This window comes from Zestomonas ipomoeae (assembly GCF_057128665.1).
In genome coordinates, this window is sequence record NZ_JBSKHQ010000008.1 from 151,678 (window position 1) to 178,548 (window position 26,871).

Below are 26,871 nucleotides of genomic sequence, written 5' to 3' on the forward strand. Positions count from 1 at the left end.
GGCGTTTGCGCCAACCGGCCCGTCACCAAGTATTCATGCCGCGGTCAGGCGGCTGCCATGCCACTTCCTTACAATCGCCCCCAGGACAAAGGGAGGCGGCACTATGCGACTGTGCGTGATCGGAGCGGGGTATGTGGGGCTGGTGGCGGCAGCCTGTTTTGCCGAAATGGGCAACCGGGTGGTCTGTGTCGAGCGCGATGCGCTGCGGGTCGGCCGGCTTTCCCGCGGGGAGCTGCCGATCTACGAACCGGGGCTGCAGCCGCTGTTGAAAGCACAATTGGCCAGCGGCCAGTTGAGCTTCACCGATAGCCTGGAGCAGGGCATCCAGCGGGCGGACATCGTCTTCATTGCCGTGGGCACGCCTGCCGGCGAGGACGGTTCGGCCGACCTGACCCATGTGCTGGCGGTGGCCGACCAGCTAGGCGACAGCCTGCACCAGGCCTGCCTGGTGGTGAACAAGTCGACCGTGCCGGTGGGCACCGCCGAGCGGGTCGCGCAGCGCATCGATGCGCGCCTGGCAGCCCGCGGCAAACGCTGGAAAATCAGAGTGGCGAGCAACCCGGAGTTCCTCAAGGAAGGCTCGGCGGTGGACGACTTCATGCGCCCGGACCGCGTCATCATCGGCTGCGACGAACCGCAGAGCACCGAGCAACTGCGCCGTCTCTACGCGCCGTTCTTGCGCAACCACGAACGAGTGCTGAGCATGGGGGTGCGTGCCGCCGAGTTCAGCAAGTACGCCGCCAACGCCTTTCTCGCCACCAAAATCTCCTTCATGAACGAAATGGCCGGCCTGTGCGGGCGCCTGGGCGTGGATATCGAGGATGTACGCCGCGGCATCGGCAGCGACAGTCGCATCGGCACCCATTTCATCTATGCCGGCTGCGGCTACGGTGGCTCCTGCTTTCCGAAAGACGTGCGCGCGCTGATCCGCAGTGCCGAACTGGAAGGCATCGAACCGGGCATCCTGCGCGCGGTGGAAGCGCGCAATGCGCTGCAGAAGACCCAGCTGTTCCAGAACCTGCGCGAGTATTTCGGCGGGCACCTGCAAGGCCGGGTAGTGGCGCTCTGGGGGTTGGCCTTCAAACCCGGGACCGACGATCTGCGCGAGGCACCGAGCCTGGTGCTGCTGGATGCGCTGCTGGCCGCCGGCGCGCGGGTGCGGGCCCATGATCCGGTGGCCAACGCCGGAGTCGCGCTGCGCTATCAAAATGCAATCGAGCATGGACAGTTACACCTTTGCGAGTCACCCTATGCCGCCGTGGAAAATGCCGATGCGCTGGTACTGCTGACCGAATGGAAGCAGTTCCGCCAGCCGGACTTTCTGCGCGTCCGTGCGGCGATGCGAACCGCGGTTTTGTTCGACGGTCGTAACCTATACGAACCGGCTCAACTAGCGGAACTGGGGTTCATCTACCAGGGCATCGGACGTCCACGGGTCGGAATGAGCAAGGCAACTGCCGCCTGATCGCGGCAGTTGCATTTTTTTGGCACTCGCGAAGGATTCCCATGATCAAGAAATGCCTGTTTCCTGCCGCCGGTTACGGCACCCGCTTTCTGCCAGCCACCAAGGCCATGCCCAAGGAAATGCTGCCGGTGGTGAACAAGCCGTTGATCCAGTACGGCGTCGAAGAGGCCTTGCAGGCGGGGCTCTCGCAGATCGCCATCGTTACCGGGCGCGGCAAGCGTGCCCTGGAAGACCATTTCGATATCAGCTACGAGCTGGAGCACCAGATCCGCAACACCGACAAGGAAAAATACCTCGTCGGCATTCGCCGGCTGATCGACGAATGCAGCTTCTCCTACACCCGCCAGGTGGAAATGAAGGGCCTGGGCCACGCCATTCTCAGCGGCCGCCCGCTGATTGGCGACGAGCCGTTCGCCGTGGTGCTGGCCGACGACCTGTGCATCAACCTCGAAGGCGACGGCGTGCTGACCCAGATGGTCAAGCTGTATAACCAGTTCCGCTGCTCGATCATCGCCATCCAGGAAGTCCCGCCGAGCGAAACCCACAAGTACGGGGTGATCGCCGGCGAGATGATCCGCGACGACATCTTCCGGGTGAACACCATGGTGGAGAAGCCCAAGCCGGAAGACGCGCCGTCCAATCTGGCGATCATCGGCCGCTATATTCTCACCCCGGACATTTTCGAGCTGATCGAGCAGACCGAGCCGGGCAAGGGTGGCGAAATCCAGATCACCGACGCGCTGATGAAGCAGGCCCAGGACGGCTGCGTGCTGGCCTACAAGTTCAAGGGCCAGCGCTTCGACTGCGGCGGTGCCGAGGGTTACATCGAGGCCACCAACTTCTGCTTCGAGAACTTCTACAAGCCGGGCAAGGCGTTCTGACAGGCGGGACGGTCCGCATCGTTGGGCTTCGTTCCTCAACCCAACCTACAGACGCGCTCGGTGCCCCAGTTCGTAGGTTGGTGTTGAGCGAAGCGAAGCCCAACAACCCATCGTCAATCCTGCCACCACGGCCAGCGACCCTCACGGAATCGGCATCTGCTCCGAACCCGGCCCCAGGGGCTGACCGTAGCTGAATTCGACATAGTTGCCCGCCGGGTCGCGCAGGCCGCAGTAGTAGCCCACCGGGTAGGGCTCGTCGCGCGGGGGCCAGACCAGGCAACCGGCGGCATCGGCCTGGCGGGCGATGGCGTCGACCTGTTCGCGGCTCTCCAGGGCGAAGCCGAAGTGGCTGTAGTCGTCCGCCGCCAGGTGGCGATCGTTGCCGCCGGGCATCATGACGAAGATGAACGCGTGCTCCTTGCCGGGTTCGGCCATCCAGACGATGCGCGAGCCCTTGCCCGCGCGTTCGTGAATGACCTTCATGCCACAGTAATGGCGGTAGAAGTCGATGCAGGCGTCGAGGTCCGGGACGTGCAGGGCGATGTGGGTGAGGATCGGGCGCATGGCGGGCTCCTGTCGCGGCGTCGTTTCAGCTTAGGCCGGGTTTCGCCGCCGATTGCTCCGTCTTTTTCGCCTCGGCGGGCTGTGCCTCCGGTTGCTCTTCGCCGGCATCCGGCTGATAGCGCAGCAGCACATCGCCGGCCCGCGCCTCCAGCTCGCTCTTGAGCCCGCGAAATACCAGGCTGCCATCGGTACGAATCAGCAGGATGTCGAAGCCGCCGCGCTGGGCGCTTTGCGCCTTGTATTGCTCATGGGTGAACTTCTCGCTGAAGCGCGTCTTCTGCAAACGCCAGCCGCGGTAATACTGGGATTGCAGGGCTTCGTAGATCTGCTCCGAGCCGAACACCGGATTGCCGCCCAGCTGGCGCAGCAGGCGCCCCTGGCTTTGCGGTTCGCCGCTGGGCAGTTGGAAAACGTGGCTGCGCCCGAACTCATGGCCGAAATGGCTGCATACCAGGGCGTTGTAGGCGTCGTTGTCGGTGGCCGCCAACACGTAGCCGATATCTGACAGGTCCAGCGCCTCCTCGCCGCGCTCCGACAGCACCTGGCCGAAGAAGTAGCGCAGTCCGCTCAGGCGAACCCCCCGCAGGCGGTGCCAGGAGGCATCGGCGATCACTACGGGTATCTCCTGGGTTTTCAAGGCCTTGGCCAGTTCCATGGTCCACGGGCTGGCGCCGATGATCAGCAGGCCGTTCTGTCGGGTGCTGGAAAGGCCCAGGCGGCGGGCCAGCGGCGGCAGGCTGAAGCCGTGCAGCAGCACGGTGGTGAAGATCAGCAGGAAGATCAGCGGCTCCAGCATCGCCGCCTGGGCATGGCCGAGTTCGACCAGCTCCGTGCCGAAGACCCCGCCGACCGCGGCGGCGACGATGCCGCGCGGGGAGATCCAGCCGACGAAGGCGCGCTCGGCGCGGCTCATGTCGCTGCCCAGGGTCGCCAGGTAGATCGCCAGCGGGCGGCCGAGGAATACCACGAAGGCGATCAGCGCCGCGCTCTGCCAGGACAGCGTGGCCACGTCGCCCGGCTGGATGGACGCGGTCAGCAGCAGAAACACGCCGGACACCAGCAGCACGCCGATGCTTTCCTTGAAGCGTCGGATCTCATCGATGCTCGGCAGCGGCAGGTTGCCGACGGCGATGCCGAACAGCGTCGCCGCCAGCAGCCCGGCTTCGTCCAGGGCAAGGTCGGCCAGGCCGTAGACCACCAGGGCCAGGGTCAGGGCAATCGGCGTTTTCAGGTACTCGGGCACCAGGCCGCGGCTGAAGCTCAGGTAGATCAGGCCGGCCGCGGCGGCGGCCAGCAGCACGGCGACCACCAGGCCGAACGCCAGGTTGCCGACGATCACCGTCCACGGCAGGCCCTGGCCGGTAAACAGGAAGTACTGGAACACCAGCACCGCTAGCAGCGCGCCGATGGGGTCGTTGATGATGCCTTCCCATTTCAGGAAGGATGCGGTGCGCCGTTTCAGCCGCGCCTGGCGCAGCAAAGGAATGATCACCGTCGGCCCGCTGACCACGATGATGGCGGCGAATACCAGGGCCACCGGCCATTCCAGCCCGCCGATGAAACGCGCCGCCAGGCTGTAGATCAGGAAGGCCAGCGGCACCGCCGGAAACACCAGCCGGCGCACGCCGCTGGATGCCTCGCGGAACTCATGCAGGCGCAGAGACAGGCCGCCCTCGAACAGGATCAGCGCTACCGCGACCTTGATCAGCGGAGTGAGCAGTTCGCCGAACTGCGCCTCCGGGTCGAGCAGCCCCAGGCCGGGACCGATCAGCAGTCCGGTCAGCGCCAGCAGAACGATGGCCGGAAGGCGGAAGCGCCAGGCCAGCCACTGGGCGGAAAGACCGAGAACGGGTATCAGGACGAGCACGGCGAGTAGCGAATGGGGCACGGATTCTCCTTCGGAAGGCCAGGCGAGGTTCGGAGCGGCGCCACGTCAGTTATAGCGGATCGGGCGCGGCGTGGTCGCGGTCATCAGGACGCCGTCCGGAAAAACGCGTTTCTTGCGGTATGCTGGCGGCCTGCTCAGGAGATCATCCCATGACTTACGACTTCGACCTATTCGTGATCGGTGCCGGTTCCGGCGGGGTCCGGGCCGCGCGCTTTTCCGCCGGCTTCGGCGCCAGGGTGGCGGTGGCGGAAAGCCGCTACCTGGGGGGCACCTGCGTCAACGTCGGCTGCGTGCCGAAGAAGCTGCTGGTCTACGGCGCCCACTATGCCGAAGAACTGCACGACGCCCGGGGTTACGGCTGGAGCCTGGAAGGCGAGCGCTTCGACTGGCCGACGCTGATCGCCAACAAGGACCGCGAGATCCAGCGCCTCAACGACATCTACCGGCACCTTTTGATCGACAGCGGCGTGAAGCTGCTGGAAGGCCATGCGCGTCTTTGCGATGCCCACACGGTAGAAGTCGATGGCCAGCGCTTCAGTGCCGAGCACATCCTCATCGCCACCGGCGGCTGGCCGCAGATTCCCGATATTCCCGGCCGCGAGCATGCCATCAGTTCCAACGAAGCGTTCTACCTCAAGGCGCTGCCCAAGCGCATGCTGGTGGTCGGCGGCGGCTATATTGCCGTCGAGTTCGCCTCGATCTTCCACGGCATGGGTGTCGAGTTGTCGCTGTTGTATCGGCGCGACCTGTTCCTGCGCGGCTTCGACCGCTCCGTGCGCGAGCACCTGCGCGACGAATTGCTGAAGAAAGGCATGGACCTGCAATTCAACAGCGATATCGGTCGCATCGACAAGCAAGCCGACGGCACCCTGAGGGCCACCCTCAAGGACGGCCGGGTGCTGGAAACCGACTGCGTGTTCTATGCCACCGGGCGGCGGCCGATGCTGGACAACCTGGGCCTGGAGAATGTCGATCTCAAGCTGGGCAAGGACGGCTCCATCGAAGTGGACGAACTGTATCGCAGCAGTGTGCCGTCGATCCTGGCCATCGGCGATGTCACCGGTCGGGTGCAGCTGACGCCAGTGGCGCTGGCCGAAGGCATGGCGGTGGCCCGTCGGCTGTTCAAGCCCGAACAGTACCGGCCGGTGGACTACCGGCAGATTCCCACCGCCATGTTCAGCCTGCCGAACGTCGCCACCGTGGGCATGACCGAGGAGGACGCGCGAGCGGCCGGCCACACGCTGGCGATCTACGAAAGCCGCTTCCGGCCGATGAAGCTGAGCCTGACGGAGAACCTCGAACGCTCGCTGATGAAGCTGGTGGTGGACGCCGATACCGACCGCGTGCTCGGCTGCCACATGGTCGGCCCGGATGCCGGGGAGATCATCCAGGGCCTGGCCGTGGCGCTCAAGGCCGGTGCCACCAAGCAGGTCTTCGACGAGACCCTGGGTATTCACCCGACCGCCGCCGAAGAGTTCGTCACCATGCGCACGTCGATGGCCACTTGATGAAACTCGAACAGCTGTTCTACCTGTGCGACCTGTTCGGCGTCGCCGTGTTCGCCATCACCGGCGCGCTGATGGCGGGGCGCAAGTCGATGGACCTGTTCGGCGTGCTGGTCATCGCGGTGGTCACGGCGCTGGGCGGCGGCACGCTGCGCGACCTGATCCTCGACAACCACCCGGTCAGCTGGATTCGCGACGACACCTACATCCTGGTGGCCTCGCTAGCGGCGGTGGGCACCGTGGCGTGGGTGCGCATGACCCGGCCGATCCACGAAAGCGGTCTGTTGCTGGCCGATGCCTTCGGCCTGGCGGTGTTCACCGTGATCGGCACCGAGGTGGCGCTGCGCAACGAGGTGCCGGTCAGCACGGCGGTGATCATGGGGGTGATGACCGGCGTTGCCGGGGGCGTCATGCGCGACGTGATCTGCAACGAGATCCCGCTGATCTTCAAGAAGGAAATCTACGCCACCGCCTGCATTGCCGGGTCGCTGGTCTTCATCGGCCTGCGCGAGCTGGGCACGCCTTACTGGCTGGATACCGGGTTGTCGATGCTGGTGGTGCTGATGATGCGGCTGGCTGCGATTCGCTGGCACCTGGCGCTGCCGCAGTTCCACCTGCTCGACCGGGAGTGAGGCTGCCGTAAAAGGAGGGGCCGGTACGGCGTACCGGCTCCTGGGTATCACATGAGACGTTGACGACCCCGGCAGTGCCGTGCCGACTCAGTGGTGGGCATGTTCGTCGGCCGGCGGCGCGTTTTCCTCGACGGCCACCTCGACCTCCAGCGTGCCGGACTTCTCGAACTCCAGAGTCAGCGGGAAGCGCTCGCCGGCCACCAACGGCTTTTTCAGACCGAACAGCATGACGTGATGGCCGCCGGGGGCGAAGGTGACCTTGCCGCCGGCCGGAATGCTCAGCGAGTCGATCTTCTGCATCTGCATCAATTCGCCCTTGTGCACGTGGGTGTGCAACTCAGCCTTTTCCGCCAGCGGCGTCTGCGCGCCGAGCAGGCGGTCGTCCTGGGGGCCGGTGTTGTTCACGGTGAAATAGGCCGCGCCGGCCGGCGCGTTGGGCGGCAACGCACGGGACCACGGATGGGCTATGTGCAGTTCGGCAAGCTGGTAGTCGTGGGCGAAGGAGGTGCTGCAAAACAGCGTCAAGGCTGCTGCGGCCAGTAGGTGAACCCGCATCTTCTTGCGTTCCTTGTAAGGTTGACGACAGGGCGCACCTTAGCATGCGCTCGCTTCGCCTGGCATGCGGCTCATGGGCGCAGATTGCGTGACGCACGGCCACGAACAGCCCCCCACGGACAGAGTCCAAACTCCAGGGCCGCTCGGCCGACACCGGTGCTGCCGAGTTTATTCGCTTCTAGCGCTCACCCTGGCCTGTTTGGCACTGGACGCCGGACGCCGCTGAACTACGGTAAACAATTGAGGTGGAGCGCGTGGCAATAGGGACACATCTATGGATAGATACATCGTGCTGCCTTTCCGGTTGGCCGGGCAGCACTTCGCAGTAGCGCTCGAGCATGCCGTTCGAGTACTGCCGGCTTTGCTGAGTACGCCCTTGCCTGGAGCGCCGGCGACCGTGCGCGGTCTGGTGAACGTACAGGGCAAGATCCTTCCGGTGGTCGATCTGGGGCGTCGCTTCGGATGGCCGGTGCCTGCGGCATCCCTCTGGCAACCCTATCTCTGGCTGAAAACCAGCACGCGTGAACTGGTCGTGCCGGTGGACAGCGTCGAGCCGGTGCGCACCTGCGCGGCGGAAGACTTTTCCGCCGCCCGCGACCCGCGCCTACCCTCCGAGCTATTACATGGCGTGTTGCGCACCGCCGACGGCATGCTGCTGATCCAGGATGTCGAGCAGGTGCTGTCCGATGCCGACGAAAGCAGCCTGGACGCCGCGCTGCAGCGACAGGGAGAAGCCGATGAGCAAGGCTGAAGCGCTGTGTTCGTCACGGGTGCGTGAGGTGCTGATCCGCAAGATCCACCAGCATCTGGGCATGGACTTTTCCGGTGCTCGCAGCGCCGATCTGCTGCGGCGGTTGAAGGCGCTGGCCCGTGACCGCCAGGTGGATGACCTGGGCAGCTGGCTAGAGACCCTGGCGTTCGCCGACTGGAACGCACCCTTGGTTCAGGAGTTGTTGCCGGGTTTCAGCGTCGGCGAGACCTACTTTCGCCGCGACGCAGACGCCTTCGACTGGCTGGCGGCCAATCACCTGGTCCCGCTGCTGGCGCGGCGGCGCCGCGCCGGCGACTTGCGGCTGCGACTGTGGAGCGCCGGCTGTTGCACCGGCGAAGAGGCCTACGGGCTGTTGTTCCTGGTCGACGAGTTGATTGGCGCGGACCGCCAGCAGTGGTGCGTGGAACTGGTGGCCAGCGACATCAATGAGCACTTCCTCGCCCGGGCCGAGCAAGGCCTGTATGGCGGCAACTCCTTTCGCGGCAGCCACGAGCCCTTCCGTAGACGGTATTTCCAGGCAGAGGGACGCCACTGGCGGATACGGCCCCAATGGCGTGGACGTATTCGCTTCGTGCCCTACAACCTGGCCGACGCTCGGTTGCCGCCTTTGTTGCAGGATGCCGACGTGATCCTCTGCCGCAACGTGCTCATGTATCTCTCCCAGCGTCGGGCCGAGGTCGCGTTGGCACGCCTGCTCGGCAGCCTGGGCCCGGACGGGGTTCTGCTGCTCAGCGCAGTGGAGGCGGGCCTGGCCACCCAGTCCGGGTTCAGCGGCTATTGGGCCGGCTGCAACTATGCGGTGCCGGCCGGTGGTCGCCGTCGGGAACTGCCCAGGGACATTCCGGCGCCGTCCATCGCCGGCGAGACAGAGCGCTCGCCAGCCACCTTCGACCAGCGTGTCGCCGAGCGCTATACCCGGTGGACCACTGGCCTGGTAGAGGAGCCGAAGCCGGCACCGGATCGACGCGAGAACCTATGGGCGCAGGCCATGCAGGCGCGCGATGCCGGCCAGCCCGAGCGGGCCCGCGCGACATTGCAGGACTACCTGGCCTGCCCGGGGCTGAATCGTGTGCAGCAACACCGAGCCTGCCTGGCGATGGCGCGTAGCTGGGCTGACCAGCAGCGTCTCGAAGATGCCGAGCAGTGGCTGCAGCGGGCACTGTCGGCTGATCCGGTGGCGATGCCGGCCTACTGGCTGCAGGCGCTGCTGGCCCAGCAGCGTAACGACGGCAAGGCGGCGCTGGCTGCGGTGCAGCGGGCGCTGTATCTGGAACCGGAATTCATCCTTGGACATTTCCTGCGTGCTCGTTTGCTGCTCGGTCTCGGCCAGCGGCGTCCGGGCGCCAAGGCGCTGCAGATCTGCCGCCAGCTGCTGGAGGCGCAGCCGGGCGATGCCCCGGTGCCGCTAGGTGACGGCATGAGCTGCTCACAGCTGCTGCGTCTGTGCGAGCACTGCCAGATCGAGGAGGGCGCATGACCGACAGTGAGCGCTGGGCGCTTATCCATCAGCGGCTACAGGCATTCGAGCAGCGCCTGGCCATCGGCTTCGCCGTGGACGAGCAGGAGCGGGACGAGCGCCTTGCCCAGCGCACCCGGCAATGGGCGGCCCCGGTCGAGCAGGAGCAACCGGATGGCTGGCTGGAGCTTTTGGTGTTTTCCCTGGGCGAGGAGGTGTATGCGATCGAGAGCCACTACGTTACGCAGGTGCTGCCGCTGGCCCGCTTCACGCCCTTGCCCGGCACGCCGCCGTACGTGCTGGGCATCGTCAACGTGCGCGGACACATCGTCTCGGTGCTGGATCTGCGGGTGCTCTTCGAGCTGCCGATCGGCGGGCTATCGGACAAAAACTTCCTGGCGATCTTGCAGAGCCCGGAGATGGAGTTCGGCGTGCTGGTCGACCGGGTCCTGGGCGTCAAGCGTATCCGCCAGGAGGCGATTCAGGGCGAGCTGGCCAGCCTGTCGGGCATTCGCGACGCCTACCTGCTCGGCGTCACTGCCGACCAGTGGACGGTATTGGATGGCGGTCGACTGCTGGGCGACTCCAGTTTGCGGGTTAAGGACGAAGACTAAAGGCGGGGACACATGATCGGAAATACACTGGGTATGGGCATCGGCAGCAAGCTGATCCTGGCGTTCACGGCGCTGATCGCCGGATTCGGCGTTCTGCTGTTCAACAGCCAGGAACGCTTCTTCGCGCTGCAGCATGCCGAGGAACTGTTGTTCAAGCAAAGCTACTCGCGGGTTTCCAACGTCAAGGAGTTGCTGGTCAATCTCAGTGCCCAGCGCGTGGAACTGGTACTGGCACTGAACCAGGACGCCGGCGCCGGGCTGGATGCGCGGGAGGAAGAAATCCAGCGCCGCGCACGGCAAGCCGGCCTGTTGCTCGATGAACTGCGTGGCGACATGGCCGACGATTCGGCGGCGAGCAGGGTGCTCGAACAACTGGAGGCCGAGCGGGCGGCCTATGCCCAGACCCGCGACGGGCAGGTGCTGCCTATGATCCGCCAAGACCGCCGGGACGAAGCGCGTGAGCTGATCCTGGGCATCCAGACCGCGCGCGTGGAGCGCATTCATGCCCTGGGCCTGCAACTGGCGAAGATGAACGACGAACAGATCGCGCTCGGGCTGTCTCGCGCGGAGAAACAGCTTGAGTCCCAGCGCGAACGGCTCTTCCTGTTGTCCTTGGCGCTGATCGTCGTCAGCGCCGGCCTGGCCTGGCTGCTGAGCCAGCACATTGCCTCGCCGCTGGCGCGGCTGACCAGCTGCGCCGAGCAGATCGGCCGCGGCGAGATTCCCGCCGAGGTCGGCACCAGCGCGCGGCGGGACGAGGTCGGCCGGCTGAACCAGGCGTTCGCCAACATGAGCCAGTACCTGCGGGACCTGGTCCTGGAAATGAACGAGGGCATTTCCGTGCTGGCGTCTTCCAGCGAGGAAATCCTTGCCGCCACCAGCCAGGTCGCCACCAGTACGCAGGAGACCGCGACCGCCATCAGCGAGATCTCCACCACCGTCGAGGAGGTCAAGCAGACCGCGGTGCTGGCGGGCAGCAAGTCCAAGGCCGTGGCCGTCAGCACCGAGCGCACCCGCCAGGTGGCCTTGAGCGGTCGCCAGGCGGTGGAGGAGGCGCTCAAGGGCATGGGCCAGATTCGCGAGCAGATGCAGGCGGTGGCGGAAAGCATCATGCGGCTGGGCGAGCAGAGCCAGGCCATCGGCGAGATCGTCGCGTCGGTCGGCGATCTCGCCGAGCAGTCCAACCTGCTGGGGGTGAATGCCTCCATCGAAGCGGTCAAGGCCGGGGAAGCAGGCAAGGGGTTCTCGGTGGTGGCCCAGGAGGTCAAGGCCCTGGCCGATCAGTCCAAGCAGGCCACTGCCCAGGTGCGGGCGATCCTCGGGGAAATCCAGAAAGCCATGACCAAGGCGGTACTGCTGGCCGAGCAGGGCAGCAAGACGGTGGACGTAGGCTACGAGCGGGCCCAGAGCAGCGGCGAGGCGATCCGTACCCTGAGCAGCAACATCGAGGAATCCAGCGAAGTGGCCGAGCAGATCGCCGCCACCAGCGAGCAACAGAGGATCGGCATGGACCAGATTTCCGCCGCGATGGAAAGCATCCGGCAGGCCAGCCAGGACAACGTCGGCGGCAGCCGCCAGGTCGACGAGGCGGCACGCAACCTCCATCAATTGGGCCTGAGGCTCAAGGGCTTGGTCGGGCGCTTCAAACTGTAGTGCGGAGGAGACCCTGGGAAATGAAGAGACTGGCGAACCTGAGCATCGGCAGCAAGCTGCTGCTGGTGTTTACCTTGATGATCGTCGGATACGGAGCCATGTTGCTCTATACCTTGCAGAGTTTCGTGCATCTGCAGGAAGTCGAAGCGCAGATCTTCAACCACCGCCATGAGCGGGTCATGGATGCCAAGGACATCGTAATCAGCACCCTGGGCCAGCGTTATGCGCTGCAGTCGGCGATCCGGGCGACGATAGAGGGCGACCAGGAGCGTCAGGCCAGGCAGTTGGCCGAGGTTCATCGCAGCAGCGAGCTCAATGATCAGTTGCTGGAGAAACTGCAGACGACCATGGAGATGTTCTCCGACCCGGAAATGCAATCCCTGATCGATAACATGGTGGGCGTGCGCACGGCTTATGTGGAAACCCGCGATGCCGACGTGGTGCCGATGCTGCGCGAGGGGCGTGTCGCCGAGGCGCAGAAACTGTTCAATACCGTGCAAAGCGATCGCATCGAGAAGATCGCCCAGTTGAGTGGGCAGTTGACGACACTCACGGCGCTAAGGCTCCAACAGGGACAAGAGCGCTCGCGCCAGGCATTGGTGGCACAGCGCAACCAGTTTCTGTTGCTGGGCCTGTTGATGGCCTTGTTCAGCGCGCTGCTGTCGTGGGTGCTGAGTCGCCACATCGCCCATCCGTTGTCGCGCCTGACGGGCTGGGCCGAGCGCATCAGCGGCGGCGATATAGGCAGTATTCCCTACGATATGGATGCTGACGACCGTCAGGACGAGGTGGGTCGACTCGGGCAGGCGTTCACTCGCATGGGGCGCTATCTCCAGGACCTCGCCGCCAAGGCGGAAAGCCTGGCCAAGGGACACCTGGATGCAGGAGTCGGTCAGGTTTCCGAGCGGGATGTAGTGGGCAAGGCGTTCACCTCCATGGTGTTCAACTTGCGCGAGCTGATCGTGGAGATCAACGAGGGCATCCTCGTGCTGGCCAGCTCCAGCGAGGAAATTCTTGCGGCCACATCGCAAGTGGCGTCCAGTACCCAGGAAACCGCCGTCGCTATCAGCGAGATCGTCACCACGGTCGAGGAAGTGAAACAAACCGCGCTGATTGCCGGGATGAAGTCCAAGGAGGCCGCCGAAAGCACCGAGCGCACCCGCCAGGTAGGCCTGAGCGGGCGCCAGGCGGCGGAAGAAACGCTCAAGTCCATGATGCAGATTCGCGAGCAGATGCAGGCGGTGGCCGAAAGCGTCATGCACCTGGGCGAGCAGAGCCAGACCATCGGCGAAATCGTGGCCTCGGTGGGCAGCCTGGCCGAGCAGTCCAATCTGCTCGGCGTCAATGCGTCGATCGAAGCGGTGAAGGCCGGCGATGTCGGCAAGGGCTTCTCGGTGGTGGCCCAGGAAGTCAAGGCGCTGGCCGAGCAGTCGAAGCAGGCGACCGAGCAGGTGCGCAGCATTCTCGGAGAGGTTCAGAGGGCCCTGACCAAAGCGGTCTTGCTCGCCGAGCAGAGCAGCAAGGCGGTGGATGCCGGCTACGAACGTGCGGTAGCCGGTGGCGAGGCGATTCGCAGCCTGACTGGCAGCATCGAGGAGTCTCGCGAGATGGCCGTGCAGATCGCCGCCACCAGCCAGCAGCAGGTGGCGGGCATGGACCAGATCGTGGAGGCCATGCAGAGCATTCGCCAGGCGAGCCAGGACAACGCGGGCGGCAGCCGGCAGGTGGACCAGGCCGCACGGAGCCTGCACGAACTCGGATTGAAGCTCAAAGGGCTGTCTGCCCAGTTCAAGGCGTGAAGCAGCCATGAGTATGGATCGCGACTCCCTGCAAAAGCGCTTGCTCGAGAGCTTTCATATAGAGGCAGGCGAGCGCTTGGCGGTATTGGCCGATGGGTTGGCCGAGTGGCGCGAGTCCAGCGCCAGCCAGGAGTCGATCGAAGCCATCTACCGGGAAGTGCACAGCCTCAAGGGCGCGGCCAGGGCGGTGGCGCTGTCTGCCATCGAGCAGCTTTGCCACGCCTGGGAAAGCCTGCTCGGCGAGGTGCGCCACGGTCGCTTGGGGCTGGCGCCGGTGCATGTGGAGCTGAGCCGACGTGTCTTGCATGCGGTGCAGCGTTTGCATCAGGGACAGGAACTGGATGCCAACGAGCGCAACCATCTGGTCGAAGACCTCGAGTCGGCGGCGTTGGGCGAAGTGCCAATACTGGCCAAAGAGTCGCAGCCAGCCCCGGTGGTGCCTGCCGACTCGGACGTAGTACGGGTATCCAGCCAGCGCCTGGAGGCGTTGCTCTGCTACAGCGAGGCGTTGCTGCAGCACAAGCTCGAAGCACGCTCCCATGTGCAGGAACTGCGGGACCATGTGTCGACCTTCGAACCGCAGCGCAGCAAGCGTCTGTTCGCAGACGGCGGGATGAAGCGGCTGCGCGAAGAGCTGGGCGATCTGCCAGCGAGCAGCTACCAGGCCATCAAGGGCCTGCTCGACTACCTCGACTGGAGCCAGGCCCATCTCGACCGCCTGCATTTCCAGGCGGTACACCTGCACAGGGCGGCTCTGCACATGGCCCAGGGCTTGGCACAGTTGTCGGACGACCTGGTCGATGAGCTGCAATCGGTCTTGCTGCTGGCGGGCAATACCCTGGTGGAAGGGCTGCCGGCCATGGTGCAGGACCTTGCCTCCCAGGGGGGCAAGCGCGTCAACCTGGAAATCAGGGGCACCGGCTTGCAGATCGACAAGCGCATTCTCGACCAACTGCGTACGGTGCTGACCCACCTGCTGCGCAACGCCATCGATCATGGCCTGGAAACCCCGGCCCTGAGGGAGGCCGCAGGCAAGCCGCCGGTTGGGCTGTTGCAGATCGAAATGTTCCAGGAGGCCGCCGACCGCTTCGAACTGCGCGTGCGCGACGACGGCAACGGCATTGCCCTGGTGAAGCTCAAGGCCAAGGCCGTGGCCGCCGGCCTGCTCTCCGAGGATCAGGCCAAAGAGATGCCGGATGCCGAGGCCGCCCAGCTGATCTTTGCATCCGGCTTATCCTCCAGTGCTCTGATCACCGATCTTTCCGGCCGCGGCCTGGGCATGGCCATCGTGCTGGAGATCGTCGAACGCCTTGGCGGTCGGGTCGAAGTCGAAACCACCGCGGGGCAGGGCACCACCTTCCATCTGCATCTGCCGCTGCGTCTGTCCACCTTTCGCGCGGTGATCGTGCGCAACGCGGAGCGCATATTCGCCGTGCCGGCCCTGGCGGTGGAGCGCTGCCTGCGCCTGCCGCCGGCGGCGGTGAAGCTGCTGGAAAACCGCCCGTCGCTGGTGCACGAGGGAGAGGTGCTGCCGGTCTGGTCCCTGGCCGACGTGCTCGGGCTGGCCCACGTGGAGCCGGTGGGGACGGAGCTGACCCTGCTGTTGCTGCGGGTACGCGGCGAGCGCTTCGTGCTGCAGGTGGAGGAACTGCTCGGGGATCAGGAGATCACAACCAAGACTCTGGGGCGGCAGCTGCTGCGCGTGCGCAACCTCCTGGGAGCGACCGTGCTCGGCGATGGACAACTGGTGCCCATTCTGCATCCCGCAGACATCTATGGCAGTGCCTTGGCCAGTACGTCCAGCAGCCTGGGCCGGTCCACCCGGCGCGAACGCCACCCGGCCGCGCAGCGCGTGCTGATCGCCGAGGACTCATTCACCTCGCGGGGCCTGCTCAAGTCGATTCTCGAAACGGCCGGCTACCAGGTGGCGACGGCAAACGATGGCCTGGAGGCTTGGAGTACGTTGAAACAGGGCGAATTCGATCTGCTGGTTTCCGATGTCGAAATGCCGCGCATGGATGGCTTCGCCCTGACCGGGCGGGTTCGTGCCGACCCCGAGCTGGCGTCGCTGCCGGTGGTCCTGGTGACGGCCCTGGCCTCGCCCGAGGACCGGGCCCGCGGTCTGGACGTGGGGGCCAACGCCTATCTCGTCAAAAGCGGCTTCGAGCAGGACAACCTGCTCGAAGCCATTCGTCGTCTGATCTGACTGTGGGAGCCGGCCATGCGCGTACTGATCGTCGATGACTCGCCCGTACTGCGCGTGCTGTTGCGTGCCGTGCTGGAGAACGCCGGCTACCAGGTATGCGAGGCCGGCAGCGGCGAGGAAGCCCTACGGGCAATGGCCAGCCAGCGGCCGGACATCGTCACCATGGATGTGCACATGCCCGGCATAGACGGCTACGAAACCACCGAGCGCATCCTCGAGCGGTACGCGGTACCGGTGGTGGTGCTCACCGCCAGCCTGGACCCCACCGATACGGTGACGGCCATGCGTGCCCTCGAAGCCGGGGCGCTGGCGGTGCTGGACAAGCCCCGCGGCCTCGACGCGGAGGACTTCCTCGAGCGCATCGACGAGATCCTGCGCACCTTGCGCACGCTGTCGCAGGTCAAGATCGTGCGGCGCAGCCGTGCCTCCAGCAACCGGGTGCGTGCCAGCGAGATTGACGAGGCGGTGGTCGCCGATGAGCTGGCGGCCAAGCCGCGACTGGTCGCCATCGTCGCGTCGGCTGGCGGCCCGGTGGCGCTCAAGGCCATGCTGGAGAACCTGGTGCCTGTGCAACCCTGGCCCATGGTGCTGGTCCAGCACATTGCCATCGGCTTCCTGCCGGGCTTTTGCGATTGGTTGTCGCATCTCTGCAAGCTGCCGGTGCGCATTGCCGAAGAGGGCCAGATGCTGAGACCGGGCATCTTCTACCTAGCGCCGGACGGCTACCAGATGGGTGTTTCCCCGGGGCTACGGGTGCAGCTCGAAGCGCCGCGGCCGGGGGACATGTTCTGCCCCTCGGGCAATCACCTATTGCGCAGCGTGGCCAGGAGCCTGGGGCGCAGAGGCATAGGCATTCAATTGTCGGGCATGGGCCGCGACGGGGCCGAGGGCATGGCCGAGATGCACCGCAACGGCGCCCTGACCATCGCCCAGGAGCCTGCCAGCGCGGTAATCGATTCGATGCCCCAGGCCGTCATCGCGCTCCAGGCCGCGCAACAAATACTGGCGCCGGAAGGTATCGCCGCCTTGCTTAACACCCTCGCGACGCAGATTGCCGCGACGGAAGCTGTAGTAGGAGGGACGCAGTCATGTATGCCACCGCCGAAATCCTGATCGTCGAGGACAGCCCGACCCAGGCCACGGAGCTGCAATACCTGTTGGAATCGTCTGGCTGCCAGGTAAGGGTCGCCAGCAACGGTGCCGAAGCGCTGGTCATGATCGAAGAGCAGCGGCCGACCATCGTCATCAGCGACATCGTCATGCCGGAAATGGATGGCTACGAACTCTGCAAGCGCCTCAAGGCGTCGGCGGAGACCCAAACCATACCGGTGATCCTGGTCACCACCCTGGCCGATGCGCGGGATGTGGTGCTGGGCCTGGCTTCCGGCGCGGACAACTTCATCGTCAAGCCCTACGACGAGAAGTACCTGATGTCGCGTATCCGCTATTTCCTGGTGAACCTGGAGCTGCGTTCCCACGAACGGGTGCAGATGGGCGTGGAGGTGGTGCTCGAAGGCGAGCGGCATTTCATCACCGCCGGCCGCCAGCAGATTCTCGACCTGCTGATCTCCACCTACGAGCAGGGCGTACGGCTGAACCAGGAGCTGCAGACCAAGCATGACGAGCTGGCGCGCAGCAACTCGCTGCTCAACAGCCTGTTCCACTTCACCAGCGGGCTGACCGACGCCAAGAGCGAACGGCATGTGATCGATGCCGCGCTGCGGCGCATCCTCGAGTTCCCCGATGCGGTCGGTGCCTGGTTGCTGATGGCCGACACCCGGCACGACAGCGAGCCGGTCAGGGTAGTCGGCGCGCGTGGTCGCGGCCCGATCTACTCCATCGAGCACATGCAAGCCTGCGTCGGCGACTGCCCCTGCCGCCACGCCTGGCTCAGCGACCGGCTGGACACACCAAGCAATATCGCGCCCTGTCCCGCCCTGGCCGAGCAGCCTGGGCAGGGTAACCACGCCAGCATTCCGCTGCTGCTGGCCGGCGAGATCATCGGCATGCTCAACGTGGTGCGTCGCCATGGCGAGCCCTGGCCCAACGAGCCGCTGCATGCACTGGCCTCCATCGGCCGCCAACTGGCCATGGCGTTGGGCAGGGCGCGTCTGTTCGAGAGCATGGAGTTGCTGGTGGAGGAGCGCACCCGGGCCCTGGCGCAGAGCGAAGGGCTGCTGCGCAAGGTGCTCGACAGCCTGCCGGTGGGCGTGCTGGTGGCCGACGCCAGCGGCCGGCTGATCATGAGCAACCCGGAGAGCGCCCTGATCTGGGAGGGGCGGCATCCAAGCGAGCTGATCGGCTACGACCGATACCAGGGGGCCTGGGTGGAAACCGGCGATGCCCTGCAAGCCGAGGACTGGCCGCTGGCACGTGCGGTGCAGCGCGGCAAGGCCTCGCGCAACCATGTTATCGACATCGAGACGTTCAAGGGCAACAGCAAGACCGTGCTCAGCTCGGCGGTGCCGTTCCGCGACGACAAGGGCGTGTTGCAGGGCGCCATCTCGGTGATCCAGGACGTCAGCGAACAACGCCGCCGCGATCTGGAAATTCGCATCCGCACACGGGCCGTGGAAGCCAGCGTGAACGCCATCGTCATTACCGACAGCCAGCTGCCAGACCAGCCGATTGTCTACGTCAATCCGGCGTTCGAGCGCATCACCGGCTATCGCAGCGAGGAAGTCATGGGGCGCAACTGCCGCTTCCTGCAGGGCGATCATGATGATCAGCCGGAGCTGGACAATATCCGTCGGGCACTGCGCAACCTGGAGGAGGGCGCCGCCATCCTGCACAACTACCGCAAGGACGGATCGGCGTTCTGGAACGACCTGCGGGTTTCGCCGGTCGTCAACGACCGCGGCAAGGTCAGCCATTTCGTCGGCATCCTGCACGACATCACCGAGGCCAAGCGCTACCAGGAAGAGCTGGAGCACCAGGCCAACCACGACAGCCTGACCGGACTGCCCAATCGCAACCTGCTCAACGACCGCATCAGCCAGGCCATCGCCTTCGCTACGCGCAACCAGAGCGAGTTCACCCTGGCCTTTCTCGATCTCGATCACTTCAAGGTGGTCAACGACAGCCTCGGCCACAACGCTGGCGACCAACTGCTGACGCAGGTGGCGGACAGGCTGCTGGAAACCGCCAGGGACGTGGATACGGTGGCCCGCCTGGGCGGCGACGAGTTCGTCATCCTGTTCGCCGACAACGCCAACTTGGCGGAGCAGATCGTGCGCCTGGAGCGCCTGAAAGAGCGCATTGCCAAGCCAATACTGCTCGAGGGCCAGGAAATGGTGATCACCAGCAGCATCGGCTTCTGCTGCTTCCCCCACGATGGTCGCGAGATCGGCACTCTGTTGCGCAATGCCGACACCGCCATGTACCAGGCCAAGCACCAGGGCAGGAATCGCATCTGCGCCTACACCCAGGCGATGAACGAGCAGATGCAGAAGCGCCTGCAACTCGAGCAGGAAATCCGCCATGCCTTGCAGCATGAGGAATATCACGTGGTCTACCAGCCCCAGCTGGACCTGATGAACGGCCGCCTGTGCGGTCTTGAGGCCCTGGTGCGCTGGACCCGCGGCGGCAAGATGGTGGGGCCCGACGAATTCATCCCCCTGGCCGAGGAAACCGGGCTGATCGTCGGCATCGACTTCCATGTGTTCGACGCCGTCTGTCGCCAACTGCGGCTCTGGCAGGACTCGGTGGGTGGTGTGCGCGTGGCGGTGAACTGTTCGGCCGTCAGCTTCGCCGAGGAGGATTTTGTCGAACGCGTTTCGCAAACCCTGGAGCGGCACGGCGTGCCGGCCCAGCAGATCAAAGTGGAGCTGACCGAAACCATCCTGATGACCGACTCCGACGCTGCGCTGCGAAAGATGCAGGCACTGCGGGAGTTGGGCATCTGTTTCTCCATCGACGACTTCGGCACCGGCTATTCGTCGCTGGGATACCTCAAGCGCTTCCCCTTCAGCGAGCTGAAGATCGACCGCAGCTTCGTGTACGACGTGCACCTGGAACCGGAAAGCGCTTCGCTGGCGCGCTCCATGGTATCAATCGGCCACAACCTTGGTTTCAAGGTCATCGCCGAAGGCGTGGAGAATGCCGAACAGCTCGGCTTCCTGCGGGCGGCCGGTTGCGACGAGGTACAGGGCTACTACTACTCGCCGCCGCTGCCGCCGCAAGCGGTGCTGGAATTCCTGCAGAGCGGTTCGACGCTGACGCTGCCGGACAACATTCTCGACGGAAACGAACGCTACCTGCTGCTGATCGACGACGAGCCCGGCATTCTCAACGCCCTGCAACGGGAGCTGCGCCTGGAGAACTACCGCATCCTCACCGCCCGGCGCAGCCCGGACGCCCTGCAACTGCTGGCCACCCACCCGGTGGACGTGGTGCTCACCGACCTGCGCCTGGCCGACATGAGCGGGGTGGATTTCCTGCGCCAACTCCGTGGCTTGTATCCGGAGATCATTCGCATGGTGCTCAGCGGGTCGACCGAGGTCAGCAGCATTCTCAAGGCGGTGAACGAAGGCGTGATCTATCGCTTCATCACCAAACCCTGGGAGGCGGACGACCTGCGCAGCCAGCTTCGCGAAGCCTTCCAGCAGCGCGAAATGCTGCGGGAGAACAAGCGCATGCGCGAGCAGCTCATCGAGTCGGGGCGCGGTAACTGAGGGTCCTCAGCGCACGTTCACGGTGAGCGCCACGCCGCCGACGATCCTGCCGCCTTCGCGCTGCACCAGGTCGACGGTGAAGCGGCTGCCGCGCCTGGCGTCCTTGGGCACTTGAACGCGCCAGCCGACCCGCAGGGATTCGGCTGGTTTGAGGCGTACTGGCAGCGATGCGTGCAGGCCTTTGCCGAAGTCCAGTTCGTACGCCTCGGGAAAGGCCTCGACGAGGCGCTCGGGTACCTTGCTGGTGAGCACCGTCGGCGCGGCGTCGCTGGGCTCCGCCTGGCAACCGCAGTCCAGCTGCGTTGCCTTGGCGGTGAGGGTCGACACCGGCAGGCGGGCGCCGGGTTTGACCGTCAGCGCCTCGCGGCCCACCAACAGGCTGGCCTGGAGACCTTCCAGGCCTCGCGGACGGATCATCGCCAGTTCGACGGTGCGGGAGATCTTCGGCTTCAGGTTGATCGCCAGCAGCGGCAGCACGATCCAGGCATTCGGCGCCAGATCGACCACGGTGAGGTTCTTCTGCGCCAGGTTGTTCTGCTGCCAGACATGCTTGCCGGCCACCGGCCGGTCGAAGCGCGTCAGCAGCGCCGCCAGCAGGCAGGGGTGGCTGCCCACCGGCGGAATCGCGCTGCGCGGTAGACGCGCCTTGACGATGCGGGTTTCGCCGGGACCCAGTTCGAAATCCGCAGCGGCGCTGACGGCCGGCAGGAAATCGGCAGGGTAGACGAACTGGCTGCCGGCGAACGGCTTGAGATTGAAACTGACCACCAGATGTTTGGCTATTGCCGTGGCGCTGCGGTTGCGCACCCGCGCATGGATCCAGTTGTCCTGGCCGTATTCGAGGTTCTGGTGGGCCAGGCCGTCATCGTTGCGATTGCGTATCCACAGGTCGGGTGAGTCCCAGAAGCGCCCGGCCCAGTCGTTGGCGCCGGGGTCCGCCGCATCGTCGCGCAGCCAGATATCGGGGATCGGCGATGGATCGGCGAAGCCGTAGACGAAGCGGTGGAAGGCATCCACGCAGGTGGGCTCGCCGCTGCGGGCGACGAGAAAACATTCCAGCGCCTGGGTGGTGACCGGCTTCGGATAGTGGGCGAGATAGCATGCGCGCATCTGCTCGCCGAGGGCGGCGGCACCGGTCAGCGCTGCGATGCCCTTCCAGAAGCGTTCGCCGGCGCTGTAGGCGGCCGAGTGGGTGATGCGCACCCAGGGATTGCGTGTGCACAGCTCCACCGGCGGATCGGCGAAATTGAACGGCTGCACGGCCGCCGCGCCGTTGTCCTGGTAGACCGTCCAGGCCTCGTCGAACCAGGCGTCCGGCTGGCTGGCCGGCTTCAGGCCGCGGGCCCACCAGCTATGGAAGGTCTCATGGCGCAGCGCTCCGACGCCGCTGGTGGTGCCGCCCTCGTATTCCATGCCGCCCTGGTGGATGAACGCGGTGAAGCGCGTGCCATGGATATAGCGCCCCGAGCTGTTCTCGTTATCGGCCAGGAATCCGGCGATGGCGGTGGCCTGGGTGGCGAGGTCCACGGCATTGCCGCTCAGTTTCCAAGCGGTGACCGCCACGTTGCTGCCCGAAACCGGCAGTACGGTGTTCACCGTGGTGCTTTGCAGGGTATCGCTGGCCCGCAGCTCAAGCAGGGGCGAGAGCGCGCTGTAGCGTGCCGGGAACCCTACGCGCCAGTGGTTGACCCCCAGCACGGTGACGGTGCCGTTGGTGATCGGCGTGTGGGCGACGGCAGTGTTGACGATGCGCAGTTCCAGGCTCAGGGCGAAGGTGTCGTAGATCAGGTTCGCCGGCACGAAGGCTTCCAGGTAACGACCGGCCCCCAGGTCGGTGAAACCGAAGTTGAAAGCCAGGCGCGGCCCGGCGCTCCAGGCGATCTGCGGCAGGTAGGAGCCGGCCATGGAGGCCTGGGGCAAGCCGACCGTGTAGGTCAGGCGCAGGGTGTGGTTGCTGCCGGCCTCCAGTAAGCGGTTCAACACCCGCAGGCTGGCATTGGCGCCGCCGCCGAAATCGTGGGCAGCGACGTCGGCCAGAGCGACAGCGGAACCATCCAGCCAGGCGCCGGTGGGTGTCTGGCGCAGATCGAAGATCGGGCAGCCGGCATGGCGGCCGAGGCGAAAGGTCAGCGTGGCATCGCCGTTGGCCTGCTGGGTGGCGGCATCGAAGAGCAGGCTGGCGTCGATCTGCTCGATATCGATGGGCACCGCCCAGAGCCCGTCGACCCACTTCGGCGGCGGCGCCGTGTCCAGCGCCGTAGTCGCCAGGGGCGGCAACAGGTCGAGCAAGGCGGCCAGGCCGACCGCGCATTCGCCATCGCCGGCCACGCAGGTCCCGGCGTTGCGCTTGAGTATGGCGCGCCAGCCGTAGCCGCGTGCGGCCTGCACATGGGCCAGGGTCTCGGTGATGAAGATCGCCCGCTCGCTGGCCGCCCCGTGCTGGGCCTTGCTCAGCGCCAGGTCGAAGATCGGTTGCGCCGGCTTGCCGACATTGCCGGGGATTTCGCTGGAAAGCGTGATCAGCGCCGGGTCGATATAGCGCGACAGGTGCAGCGGCCCGATGATCGCCTGTACATCCGCCAGGCTGGTACCGGCGGCCTGGTTGGACAGCAGGCCGAGGCGGTAGCCGCGCGCCTGGAGCATCTGCAGGGTGTCGAGGGTATCGGCGTAGCGCAGCCGGATGCCGCCCGCGCCGGTGTATATCAGGGTGTCGCCCAGGTCGAAGAAGACCGTGGCGGGAACGCTTGGACCTGGCATGTCGCCCTCCTGGCAAGCTGCCGCTCACTGGCTGCGTCGATAGCTGAAGCGGCAGCCCGATGAGTCCGTGAAGCTGAGTTCCTGGTCGTCGAGGTCGTAGCTGTAGGTGACGACCGCGTCGTTTGCGGTGGCCAGGGCGATCCTCCCGGGCGCGACGATTTCCCAGGTGCCGCCGTCCCACCAAGTGAAGCCGCCGGGTGGCTCGCTCTGGCCGAAGTACAGGCCGTTGGGGCGGATCTGCAATACAGCGGCGTAGGCGGATGCGCAGGGCGGCACGTCGTGCCGCCGCCATTCGCCGACCAACCGCATGTCGGGCTCGAACATGATATGCCTCGCACGTGTGACCTGCGCGGGGCCGAACGGCCCCGCGCAGTACTACGGGAATGACATCAGCCGACGGACAGCTTCGGCTTGCCCTTGTTGCCTTTGGTCCCATGGTCCTTCGGCATATCGCCACCGGCATCGGAGATCAGCTTGGTCAGCTTGCTGCGCTCGGCCTTGCTCATCACCGTGTCGTATTCCAGCAGCGAGGCGGCGGCCTTCGCGTCCGGCTTGCGCTTCATGAAGCGGCGGGCCAGCCGTTTGGTCTCGATGGCGGCGAAGTGCGGTTTGAGCACCGGTGAGGCGAGGGCGGCATGGATGGCGTCGATACCGTCGGTGAGGTGGTCGCCGCCGATGGCCAGTACCAGGTGCGCATCCGGAGAAGTGAGCACCTTGTGGGCGGCCTCGGCATGCCGGGCATCGACCGGTGCGGTCACCATCACGCTGGCGCAGCCTTCCAGATGCGCGGTCATTCCTTCGACCTCCCAATGCACTTCGACCCGTACCTCATGAATGCCGGAGGTGCCGAACAAAGCGCCCTCGGCCCCGCGCATCAGGGTCATCGAGCCTTCGATGCGACCACCGGGCTCCAGCATGCGGAACGGATAGTCCTCGATGCAGTGCACCACGGTACGGAAGCTGCGCTCGGTGCCGGCGGGGTCGCTGACGCTGCCGCTGACGAAGTCGCTCTTCAGGCTCAGGGTCGCTGGCACCAGTAGCGGTTGGTCACCGTGGTTGACCAGGGCGATATCCACCCGGACCGGCGCGCCGAGAGGCACTTCGCCGAGCAGGGCCTTGACCTCCAGATCCAGGCCGACGACCTGGGCCTGCAGGTCGGTCGGGGTGATGTTCGGCGAGGCGGTGGAGGCGCCGCCGAACGCTACCGAACCGGGACGCACGAACGGGTCGGGGTAGTGCCGCAGTTGCTTGAGGTTGTCCGGATGGAACGACCACTGGATGTTGTTGGGGAACGGGGTGGCCGGCGTGCCGCCCGCGGCGATCACATCGCTGGTACACATGAAGCCGAAGTCCGACCAGTTGTGGTAGAGCCCCATGGCGTGTCCCAGTTCGTGCACCGCGGTGCGGAAGTAGGGCGCCGCCGCCGTGCCGAAGCGCTGGCCGCTGACGGTTCCCCAGCCGGCGTCGATGGTCCAGTGCGAGGCGATGCCGACACCTTCGCGAGGCACGTTGTTGGAGTCGGTGCCGCCGCTGTCGTACATGATGCCGCGCGGCGTGGAGTCGATGTTCTTCACCGCGAGGATGTGGTAACGCCACTCGCTGTCCAGGTTGACCACCGCGCGGCGGGCCAGCATGGCGGCGTGCATTTCGGCGTCGGACCAGGAATTGCCGCTGGGCTCGGCGACGTTGGTGTCGCTGCAGTTGACGTTGGTCTGCCAGCCGACCGCATCCATCAGCGAGGTCCAGGTGTGGCCGATGCCGCTGTTGATCGGCTGTTCCGAGCCGTTGACGGTATCGATCTCGATGGTGCACTTGCGGAAGTAGGTGGACAGCCAGCCCATGGTCAGGCGCCCGACCACCACATTGGCGGCGTTCTTCACATCGCCTTCGGCGTAGTCCGAGGGCGATGGGTAACCGGCCGGGGCGGTCATGCGCACCATCTGCGCGGTCAGGGTCGACTCGTTCACCCAGCTGTTCGGCGCGGTGAAGCGCCAAAGCTCGAAGCCCAGGCTGAAGCTGTTGCCGAGGTAGAAATACTCCGGCAACGAGGTGACCCGGAGGTAGTAGCGGTATTGACTGCGCGGCAGGATCGGAATACCCGCCGCCGGGTTCGGGCCGCTGAGCAGGATCGGCTTCAGCGACAGGTTCGGCTTGAGCACCGGCTTGCCCGGCAGGGTCGGGAATGGCGAAGGCAGCGGGATCGGCAGGAAGATCACCGGCCGCTGGTAGAGATCGCCGCTGGCAGTACGACCGTTGCTGTGGGACTCGACTCGCAGGGTGCCGTCATAGGACACCAGGGAGACGCCGCTGGGCTTGTAGTTCAGCAGCCAGCAACCGGCGCGAACGCTGCGAAAAGTCGGGAAAATGATCGGTCCGGGATAGGGCTGCGGCAGGGTCGGGCCGGGCAAGGTGCCGATGGGTTGATCGCTGGGAACGCCGTCCTCCGGGGCGGGAGGCAGCAGGTCGGGCATGGGAGGAATACGGGATGCATCGGATTGGGTCGACATCGTTGAACACTCCTATTCGACAAGGGGCGTACCTGCCCGTATCAACGACCGCGCGAGCTACTGCTATGTAAGGGTACGGCGCCTTGAATGGGTTTCCTTCTTCGGTTGATGTCATGCGCACTGCATACATGGCGAGGCAAGTATGGAGCGCCTATGGCACTTGTACATCGCCGTCCATCGGCCCGCGAGGCCCCGGAATTACTGGGCTTGAGCTAGAGCGGCGCAGGCGAGACGGCGCGTGGCGGGCGCTGCCGAACGGTCGTTTCCAGCCAGCGGGCGGTAGGCTTTTTCGTGGTTCTTCGCATACTTCCGGGGGAAGAAGACCTGACACCGGACTGGCAAGATTGTGTGGGTTTGGCTGCGGGTTGGTCAGTGCGTTGGCTGGTTTCTGTGTTTGGTTGACACCTCTGGTTGCGCCTCCCGGCGCCTCACTTTTCTTTCGAAAGAAAAGTAAGCAAAAGAAACATTCCCCGGCATCCGGGTCTCGCTTCGCGAGACTTCCCTCCTTCCGGCACTGCTCCGGGGGCGCGTCACGATGGGCCATCCCTGGCCCAGCGTGACTCGCTCGGCATCCATGCCTCGCGTCCCCCTGCGCAGTGCCTCCACTCGGCCTCCTGACGGGGATTTGTTCGCGCCTGACAGTCCTGCGGCAAGGCCAAAAAGCTGAAAGCCAACTCAAGCCTGTTCTCTTGCACCTAAAGGTTGGGCCGGGACTCGGGTCCCCTCAGGAGGCCGAGCGGAATCGTTGCGTAAGGGGTTGAGCGACATGGATGTCGCGAGAGCAGCGATGGGTGGGGCCGCCTAGGCCAGGGATGGCCCTTCACGGCGGGCCCCTGGAGCAACGATGTAGCGCGGGAACCCCGGCGTAGCCGGGCGGGGACGCCTAGTTCGGATGTGGGGTGCGCTTTCTTCTTGGTTACTTCTTCTTTGCGCCGGGCGGCGAT

Annotated in this window: 18 protein-coding genes; 12 read left to right on the top strand and 6 right to left on the bottom strand. The window is 65.5% G+C overall.

Going from position 1 to position 26,871, the window contains the following annotated elements; genetic code table 11:
- Positions 1-103 precede the first annotated feature (103 nt).
- Together ACWKV7_RS11495 and galU are read left to right on the top strand one after the other, a co-directional pair.
- Complete coding sequence (locus tag ACWKV7_RS11495; protein ID WP_483857803.1) at positions 104-1,465, top strand: UDP-glucose dehydrogenase family protein; 1,362 nt, start codon at positions 104-106, stop codon at positions 1,463-1,465.
- A 41-nt stretch (positions 1,466-1,506) separates the two neighbouring features.
- Positions 1,507-2,346 (top strand): UTP--glucose-1-phosphate uridylyltransferase GalU, encoded by an 840-nt coding sequence (gene galU / locus ACWKV7_RS11500; RefSeq protein ID WP_483857804.1) that lies wholly within the window; start codon positions 1,507-1,509, stop codon positions 2,344-2,346.
- Between the two features lie 141 nt (positions 2,347-2,487).
- Here galU and ACWKV7_RS11505 read toward each other — a convergent pair whose 3' ends face one another.
- Positions 2,488-2,910: a VOC family protein gene (locus tag ACWKV7_RS11505; protein WP_483857805.1), complete on the bottom strand. Its 423-nt coding sequence runs from the start codon at positions 2,908-2,910 to the stop codon at positions 2,488-2,490.
- A gap of 25 nt (positions 2,911-2,935) precedes the next feature.
- Complete coding sequence (locus ACWKV7_RS11510) at positions 2,936-4,798, bottom strand: cation:proton antiporter (RefSeq protein ID WP_483857806.1); 1,863 nt, start codon at positions 4,796-4,798, stop codon at positions 2,936-2,938.
- A 149-nt stretch (positions 4,799-4,947) separates the two neighbouring features.
- Between ACWKV7_RS11510 and gorA the strand changes: the two genes are divergently transcribed.
- Together gorA and ACWKV7_RS11520 are read left to right on the top strand one after the other, a co-directional pair.
- Positions 4,948-6,306: a glutathione-disulfide reductase gene (gene gorA, locus ACWKV7_RS11515; protein ID WP_483857807.1), complete on the top strand. Its 1,359-nt coding sequence runs from the start codon at positions 4,948-4,950 to the stop codon at positions 6,304-6,306.
- On the top strand, positions 6,306-6,935 hold the full coding sequence (locus ACWKV7_RS11520; protein WP_483857808.1) for a trimeric intracellular cation channel family protein: 630 nt from the start codon (positions 6,306-6,308) through the stop codon (positions 6,933-6,935). The genes gorA and ACWKV7_RS11520 overlap by 1 nt, the downstream gene beginning before the upstream one ends.
- An 87-nt stretch (positions 6,936-7,022) precedes the next feature.
- Here the strand turns inward: ACWKV7_RS11520 and ACWKV7_RS11525 are convergent, their stop codons facing one another.
- Entirely contained in the window at positions 7,023-7,490 is a 468-nt protein-coding gene (locus ACWKV7_RS11525; RefSeq protein ID WP_483857809.1) for a copper chaperone PCu(A)C, read from the bottom strand.
- Positions 7,491-7,764: 274 nt separating this feature from the next.
- Here ACWKV7_RS11525 and ACWKV7_RS11530 point away from each other — a divergent pair, with 274 nt between their 5' ends.
- Genes ACWKV7_RS11530 through ACWKV7_RS11565 form a run of 8 tightly spaced genes read left to right on the top strand, consistent with a single transcriptional unit; the run spans position 7,765 to position 20,663 of the window.
- Entirely contained in the window at positions 7,765-8,241 is a 477-nt protein-coding gene (locus tag ACWKV7_RS11530) for a chemotaxis protein CheW (protein WP_483857810.1), read from the top strand.
- Positions 8,228-9,739: a CheR family methyltransferase gene (locus ACWKV7_RS11535; RefSeq protein ID WP_483857811.1), complete on the top strand. Its 1,512-nt coding sequence runs from the start codon at positions 8,228-8,230 to the stop codon at positions 9,737-9,739. The genes ACWKV7_RS11530 and ACWKV7_RS11535 overlap by 14 nt, the downstream gene beginning before the upstream one ends.
- Positions 9,736-10,332 (top strand): chemotaxis protein CheW, encoded by a 597-nt coding sequence (locus ACWKV7_RS11540; protein WP_483857812.1) that lies wholly within the window; start codon positions 9,736-9,738, stop codon positions 10,330-10,332. Before ACWKV7_RS11535 ends, ACWKV7_RS11540 begins: the two co-directional genes overlap by 4 nt.
- Before the next feature lie 12 nt (positions 10,333-10,344).
- Entirely contained in the window at positions 10,345-11,985 is a 1,641-nt protein-coding gene (locus tag ACWKV7_RS11545; RefSeq protein WP_483857813.1) for a methyl-accepting chemotaxis protein, read from the top strand.
- A 20-nt stretch (positions 11,986-12,005) separates the two neighbouring features.
- A complete protein-coding gene (locus ACWKV7_RS11550; RefSeq protein ID WP_483857814.1) occupies positions 12,006-13,784 on the top strand; it encodes a methyl-accepting chemotaxis protein in 1,779 nt (592 codons plus the stop codon).
- A gap of 7 nt (positions 13,785-13,791) precedes the next feature.
- A complete protein-coding gene (locus tag ACWKV7_RS11555) occupies positions 13,792-15,990 on the top strand; it encodes a hybrid sensor histidine kinase/response regulator (RefSeq protein WP_483857815.1) in 2,199 nt (732 codons plus the stop codon).
- 15 nt (positions 15,991-16,005) lie between these two features.
- Complete coding sequence (locus ACWKV7_RS11560; protein WP_483857816.1) at positions 16,006-17,103, top strand: chemotaxis protein CheB; 1,098 nt, start codon at positions 16,006-16,008, stop codon at positions 17,101-17,103.
- Positions 17,079-20,663, top strand: a complete 3,585-nt coding sequence (locus ACWKV7_RS11565) for an EAL domain-containing protein (RefSeq protein ID WP_483857817.1) — start codon at positions 17,079-17,081, stop codon at positions 20,661-20,663. The genes ACWKV7_RS11560 and ACWKV7_RS11565 overlap by 25 nt, the downstream gene beginning before the upstream one ends.
- Before the next feature lie 6 nt (positions 20,664-20,669).
- Here the strand turns inward: ACWKV7_RS11565 and ACWKV7_RS11570 are convergent, their stop codons facing one another.
- The 3 genes from ACWKV7_RS11570 to ACWKV7_RS11580 form a co-directional block, all read right to left on the bottom strand.
- Complete coding sequence (locus ACWKV7_RS11570) at positions 20,670-23,420, bottom strand: hypothetical protein (protein WP_483857818.1); 2,751 nt, start codon at positions 23,418-23,420, stop codon at positions 20,670-20,672.
- Between the two features lie 24 nt (positions 23,421-23,444).
- A complete protein-coding gene (locus ACWKV7_RS11575) occupies positions 23,445-23,744 on the bottom strand; it encodes a hypothetical protein (RefSeq protein WP_483857819.1) in 300 nt (99 codons plus the stop codon).
- Positions 23,745-23,809: 65 nt separating this feature from the next.
- Positions 23,810-25,927, bottom strand: a complete 2,118-nt coding sequence (locus ACWKV7_RS11580; protein ID WP_483857820.1) for a hypothetical protein — start codon at positions 25,925-25,927, stop codon at positions 23,810-23,812.
- Positions 25,928-26,871: the final 944 nt, after the last annotated feature.

Excerpts from the sequence above, each read along its gene's own strand:
- ACWKV7_RS11495 (WP_483857803.1), top strand. The coding sequence starts at position 104 with ATGCGACTGTGCGTGATCGGAGCGGGGTATGTGGGGCTGGTGGCGGCA.
- galU (WP_483857804.1), top strand. The coding sequence starts at position 1,507 with ATGATCAAGAAATGCCTGTTTCCTGCCGCCGGTTACGGCACCCGCTTT.
- ACWKV7_RS11505 (WP_483857805.1), bottom strand. The coding sequence starts at position 2,910 with ATGCGCCCGATCCTCACCCACATCGCCCTGCACGTCCCGGACCTCGAC.
- gorA (WP_483857807.1), top strand. The coding sequence starts at position 4,948 with ATGACTTACGACTTCGACCTATTCGTGATCGGTGCCGGTTCCGGCGGG.
- ACWKV7_RS11520 (WP_483857808.1), top strand. The coding sequence starts at position 6,306 with ATGAAACTCGAACAGCTGTTCTACCTGTGCGACCTGTTCGGCGTCGCC.
- ACWKV7_RS11525 (WP_483857809.1), bottom strand. The coding sequence starts at position 7,490 with ATGCGGGTTCACCTACTGGCCGCAGCAGCCTTGACGCTGTTTTGCAGC.
- ACWKV7_RS11530 (WP_483857810.1), top strand. The coding sequence starts at position 7,765 with ATGGATAGATACATCGTGCTGCCTTTCCGGTTGGCCGGGCAGCACTTC.
- ACWKV7_RS11535 (WP_483857811.1), top strand. The coding sequence starts at position 8,228 with ATGAGCAAGGCTGAAGCGCTGTGTTCGTCACGGGTGCGTGAGGTGCTG.
- ACWKV7_RS11540 (WP_483857812.1), top strand. The coding sequence starts at position 9,736 with ATGACCGACAGTGAGCGCTGGGCGCTTATCCATCAGCGGCTACAGGCA.
- ACWKV7_RS11545 (WP_483857813.1), top strand. The coding sequence starts at position 10,345 with ATGATCGGAAATACACTGGGTATGGGCATCGGCAGCAAGCTGATCCTG.
- ACWKV7_RS11550 (WP_483857814.1), top strand. The coding sequence starts at position 12,006 with ATGAAGAGACTGGCGAACCTGAGCATCGGCAGCAAGCTGCTGCTGGTG.
- ACWKV7_RS11555 (WP_483857815.1), top strand. The coding sequence starts at position 13,792 with ATGAGTATGGATCGCGACTCCCTGCAAAAGCGCTTGCTCGAGAGCTTT.
- ACWKV7_RS11560 (WP_483857816.1), top strand. The coding sequence starts at position 16,006 with ATGCGCGTACTGATCGTCGATGACTCGCCCGTACTGCGCGTGCTGTTG.
- ACWKV7_RS11565 (WP_483857817.1), top strand. The coding sequence starts at position 17,079 with ATGTATGCCACCGCCGAAATCCTGATCGTCGAGGACAGCCCGACCCAG.
- ACWKV7_RS11570 (WP_483857818.1), bottom strand. The coding sequence starts at position 23,420 with ATGCCAGGTCCAAGCGTTCCCGCCACGGTCTTCTTCGACCTGGGCGAC.
- ACWKV7_RS11575 (WP_483857819.1), bottom strand. The coding sequence starts at position 23,744 with ATGTTCGAGCCCGACATGCGGTTGGTCGGCGAATGGCGGCGGCACGAC.
- ACWKV7_RS11580 (WP_483857820.1), bottom strand. The coding sequence starts at position 25,927 with ATGTCGACCCAATCCGATGCATCCCGTATTCCTCCCATGCCCGACCTG.